Genomic DNA, 4,902 nt, shown 5'->3' on the forward strand with positions numbered 1-4,902 from the left:
CCTACGCCCTATTTGGAGATACCGGATTAATGTGTCAATATCTTAATGTGCCAATATGCCAATAATTATAAAAAGAATCCGCAAACATATACGCAACTACGCAGCTTTGCTCATCCGTTACTATCGGTGGCGCAATAACCCCAATAATTGGGAGCAAGTGGCGCGGTTGGATATGTGGAATAAAGCAAATGAATTATGAAAATGCGATATACGCTTATTTCAGGCATTATCTGTTTTGTTGTGGGTTTCTTTATTGGGAGGAGTGATAAATCCGTAGAAACGCAGGTAAGATATGAAAAACAGGATACTATTGAGGGGAGTTATGGCGTGCCTGATTTAATTCCTGTAAAATCTATACTTCCTGATAAAACAGAGCTTCCGACTATACCTGTTGTATTTTGGATAGAAGATAAAGAACATATAGTTCAAAAGGTAGATACTCCGGCCATCATTGAAAATTATGCACGGGCTAATTATTATTCAAAGATACTGTATGATGATAAGTACGGAAAGATAGACTTTTCGGGGAAAGTGCAGTATAACCGTCTCGATTCTTTATCATTCAAGTTTACTCCTATCCGAGAGGTTAGAACAGAAGTCAAAGAAGGGGTATTTCAACCGTTTATAAGCGCAGGATATTGTACAAATGGCTATTTCTCTTTTGGTGGAGGGGTGTTTTATCATCGTATAGGGGTGGAGTATAGTTTTCAGTTACGAGTTACGAGTTACAAGTTACAAGAGAATTATCATAGTTTTAAATTGAAGTATTTGTTTTGAAGGTTGATGTTGAGAAGATAATAAGAGAGAATGCCTATCGTAATGCCGAAAAGAAAAAAGATTACGACCCTGTCTCCGGCCTGAATTGTGACGGAGAAAGGTTTGTATTGACCGTTGAAGATAAAAATCCCCGGACATTTTACCTGCCTATTGAAATGTCGAACTTTAAAGCTATTCGGCTATTAAAAAAATATGGCTCGATAGCTGCCTTGCTAAAAATGCAGCTAAGAGCAACCCCCACCCAAGAGCAAATAGATTATTTCTGGCTAAAATTGTGCGAAGAACGTTATAAGTACGATTTTGAGTTTTTCGCCATTTCCTGTATAACAATCGAGGATAAACAATCGGCAGAAACTATTCGTTTCAAACTCAATCCTGCACAAAGAATGTTACTCGCAGTATTCGAGAAACAACGAAAAGAGGGAATCCAAATTCAAGCTCAGGTTCTCAAGGCAAAACAAATGGGTTTTTCTACACTTACCCAAATGTACATGAAATGGATTCAGATAATTCACAAAAAGAATTGGAATAGTGTAGTTTGCGCGCATGTGAGAGATGCAGCAATAAATGTTCGTTCTATGTATGAGCGTTCGGTTAAAGTAATGCCGGCAATAGAGGGGGTTAAGTTTTCGATGAAATCGTTTGCGCTAACCCAAAATATAAAAGAAATACCGGAGCGAGGTTGTCGGATTACAGTCGGATTTGCGACAGAACCGGAAAGTGTCCGTTCGCAAAACGTAAAGATGGTTCATTTTTCCGAAGAAGCATTTTATCCGGCAACCGAGGGAAATAACCCGGAATTGTTAGAATCGAGCATCATTTCTTCTTCTACCAAAGGAGCATATACTATGATTGTAAGAGAAAGTACTGCTAATGGTGTGGGAGATTATTTTTATGAACAATGGCAGAAAGCAAAAAAACAAGAAACCTCTTTTGAGGCTGTATTTGCTCCATGGTTTATGATTCCCTTATATGAGGAGATATTCGACGGTTATTATTACCAACATAACGGAAGAAAGAAAAAAGGAACTATTTCGGAGTTTATATCAACTTTTAATGAATACGAACAAAACTTATGGAATAACTATAAACTTTGTACGCTTGAAAACTTAAACTGGCGAAGAATGATGGCAGCTACTATGCCGAGTGAAAGCAAGATGAAACAGGAGTTTCCATCGAATGACATAGAGGCTTTTCAGGATTCAGGTAGTCCTGTTTTCAAATCGGAAGACGTTGAGAAACTAAGAGCTGGCTGTTGTCCTCCAGTTGCGGTAGGTGATATGATTTCAAGTTGTTCTCCACAAATTGCAATCGTAGAACCTGAGCGGAGAAAAGAGATACTTAAAAATGTACGTTTTCTGAAAGACAACGAAGCAACTGATTTTGTTTTAAACGGTGACCAAAAGATAAGGTTTATTAAAGGTGTAAACAAATTGCATATATGGGAGTACCCTGATACTGAACAAAAAATAAGCAACCGTTATGTTGTTGTATTCGACCCACAAAAAGGAACGTCTGAGGGTGCGGATTATGGTGTTATTAAGGTTTTTGACAGGTATTGGATGAAATATGGTGAGAAACCACAAGTGGTAGCTTTATTTTATGGTCATATTGATAAGGACATAACGATATGGATAGCTGCTCAGATAGCAAGGTATTATAATGATGCTCTGCTGGTAATTGAAAGTAATACTTATGACAGCACAGACAGAAGTGGAGATGAAACGGAATTTATATTTGATACGATTGCAGAGTATTATGATAATCTGTATAGTCGTACTTCTGCTGAAAAAATCCGCGAAGGCGCACCAATAAAATACGGCTTCCAGACCAATAAGAATACCAAGCCGATGATAATAAGCCATTACATTGCTATTCTGCGTGAAAGTGGTTATATAGAAAGGGACGAGGAAACTTTGAATGAAGCCCGAACTTATGAAAAAAAGAAAGATGGTTCTTATGGTGCTAAAGCAAAAAAACATGACGACAGGATAATGGCAACGATGATAGGATTATATGTTTGCTACCAACTACCAACTCCCGCCGTCATAAAAAATGCCCCTGAAACAAGCACTATCCGCAGGACGGCATGGTAACTTCTTTGTCTGAATCCTTTTGATAATTATTTACGTAATCAATCACTTTTCTGTTTGCTTCGTCTACCTTTTTTAAATCGAAATTGATGTAAATATCGGATGTTGACTTCTTACCATGCCCAAGCCCGGCTTTAATGGTTTTTTCGGGAATGTCTAAATCGGCAGCCAGAGTTGCCCATGTGTGGCGCGAATAATAAGAAGATAGGAAAGGGAATAAAGGTTTCCTCTCCTTTTTTATTATAGGCCTTCCGTTTTTGCTTTTTGCATTGACCCATTCGACCGAACCAATCTGTTTTAAGTTTTTATTAAATCTGTTCCGGAAGTCCTTATAATTATCATAGTTATCGAGAAAGTTTAATAAATATTTTTTACCGTTTCCGTATTTTTCAATAATTCTCATTGCTTCAGGATGAATCTTTATATCATACAACCGTCCTGTTTTGGCCCGACGGTAAATAAGACGGCCATTTTTGATACTATTATGGGGTGCTTGGAGAATATCGATACAGTTTATCCCTACCATGTAAAACATGAGCATGAATAAATCCCGGTATTTTTCCTGATGTTGTTCTACCGGATAATCTCTGATGGTCACCAAATCACTAACAGTGAGGTTGCGATGGGCTGTTTCTTCATTGCTTATTGTGAAATCTTCAAAAGGGTACAGGTCTTTGCTGACAAGTTTTCGTTTAGTAGCATTTTTATAAATTGCCCTTATATTCCGCAAATGAATTGAGCGTGTGTTGACACTTGTTGTAGAAAATAAAGCGCTTTCAAAATCCTCTAACCAGCAGTAATCAATTTCGCCGAAAGTGAGAGTGTTCAGGTCGCACATTTTAGCAAGTGTATCCAATGTGTATCTATAAACCTCTTTTGTGCCATCGGTCTTACGTGTGGAAATGAACTGCTCAGCATGTTCTTTAAACAGTTTATATTCACCAAGTGTTTTTTCTTTTTTCTTTTCTTCTGAATTTTCAAATTCTTCCGGAGAATTGAGCATGATGATTTTATGTTTCAACTCCTCCGGCGATAAAGATTTTAATTGTCCCTGAAGTTGTAAAGTTAGAAGGTAATTTTCGACACTTGTAAAACGAGCTTGGATATAGCTGTTGAGAAATTTTTTGTTTTTGACTTCTCCCTCTATTTTATTTGCAATCCAATTCTCTTTAGGGATTGAAACCTCTAACGGAATGTGAAACGGTTTTTTGTGTGTAATGGTAAGTTTTAATGGAAATGTACCGTCTTTTTTTTGTGACCTTGTGTCTAAATAAAATTTTACTGATGCCATGTTGATAAGATTTTATTTGCAATATATTTGCAATAATTTTCTTCAAAAACAGGCTTTTTTCTTCAAAAATTGTCATTTCCAACAGTGCATATAGTGTTGTAAATAGGCAAAAATTTAATAAAAAAAGCCCTAATAATCATGTTTTGTGCATTGATTATCAGAGCTTTATTTGTAATGTCGGGGTAGCGGGATTCGAACCCACGACCCCCTGCTCCCAAAGCAGGTGCGCTAACCGGACTGCGCTACACCCCGTTGCTTTTCTTGAAAAGCTGTGCAAAGGTACAATCTTTTTTGAATAAAACAAATTATTTTTTCTGTTTTTTAGTCCTGTGGTGTAAAATAAGGGTTTTTAAGGTGAAAATAAAAGTGAAATCTACAAAAATATTAGGTGAATTGTCAAAATAGGACTAAAATATAGTTGTAAAATCAAAACCTATTTGAAATTGAAAAATAGGGCGTTTCAGGCACTTCGGTTAAACCAAAGTTAAACCAGAGTTAAACCAGAGTTAAACTGAAAACTCAAATATGAATGCTACAATTAGTATCACTTGCTACAAGTCTAAAAACCTCACCAATGGGGAACATCCATTAATGATTCGTATATGTAAAGACGGTAAGAAAAAGTATAAAAGTTTAGGGGTGTCGGTGACAATATCATTCTTACTGCTTTTGGAGCCGGGTTTACGTGGGGAGCAATTTACCTGAAGTGGGGATATTGATAAAAAAATCGAGATAAATTAT

General features: G+C 36.8%; 4 protein-coding genes, 1 tRNA gene and 2 pseudogenes. 5 read left to right on the plus strand and 2 right to left on the minus strand.

The genetic code is table 11. The annotated features are described in order from the left end of the window. Nucleotides 1-55 precede the first annotated feature (55 nt). Genes D0T49_RS12640 through D0T49_RS12650 form a run of 3 tightly spaced genes read left to right on the plus strand, consistent with a single transcriptional unit; the run spans nt 56 to nt 2,873 of the window. Nucleotides 56-199, plus strand: coding sequence for a hypothetical protein (locus D0T49_RS12640; protein WP_163632236.1), 144 nt, complete (start codon nt 56-58; stop codon nt 197-199). Continuing rightward, complete coding sequence (locus tag D0T49_RS12645; protein ID WP_163632239.1) at nt 196-777, plus strand: hypothetical protein; 582 nt, start codon at nt 196-198, stop codon at nt 775-777. The genes D0T49_RS12640 and D0T49_RS12645 overlap by 4 nt, the downstream gene beginning before the upstream one ends. Further along, the gene (locus D0T49_RS12650) at nt 774-2,873 is read left to right on the plus strand and encodes a hypothetical protein (protein ID WP_163632242.1); all 2,100 of its coding nucleotides are present in this window, start codon (nt 774-776) and stop codon (nt 2,871-2,873) included. The genes D0T49_RS12645 and D0T49_RS12650 overlap by 4 nt, the downstream gene beginning before the upstream one ends. On the opposite strand, the gene D0T49_RS12655 is transcribed toward D0T49_RS12650, so the two are convergent. Together D0T49_RS12655 and D0T49_RS12660 are read right to left on the minus strand one after the other, a co-directional pair. Further along, on the minus strand, nt 2,851-4,161 hold the full coding sequence (locus tag D0T49_RS12655; protein ID WP_163632245.1) for a site-specific integrase: 1,311 nt from the start codon (nt 4,159-4,161) through the stop codon (nt 2,851-2,853). The genes D0T49_RS12650 and D0T49_RS12655 overlap by 23 nt on opposite strands. 177 nt (nt 4,162-4,338) lie before the next feature. Next, nucleotides 4,339-4,413: transfer RNA gene (locus tag D0T49_RS12660), tRNA-Pro, on the minus strand. 273 nt (nt 4,414-4,686) lie between these two features. Between D0T49_RS12660 and D0T49_RS12665 the strand changes: the two are divergent. Further along, nucleotides 4,687-4,809 (plus strand): annotated as a pseudogene (locus D0T49_RS12665) (Arm DNA-binding domain-containing protein); the annotation flags it as partial. Continuing rightward, nucleotides 4,806-4,880: pseudogene (locus D0T49_RS13160) on the plus strand (3-oxoacyl-[acyl-carrier-protein] synthase III C-terminal domain-containing protein); the annotation flags it as partial. The pseudogenes D0T49_RS12665 and D0T49_RS13160, both read left to right, overlap by 4 nt. Nucleotides 4,881-4,902 lie beyond the last annotated feature (22 nt).

It is taken from the genome of Paludibacter sp. 221, from assembly GCF_010501035.1.
Lineage (GTDB): Bacteria > Bacteroidota > Bacteroidia > Bacteroidales > Paludibacteraceae > QVMH01.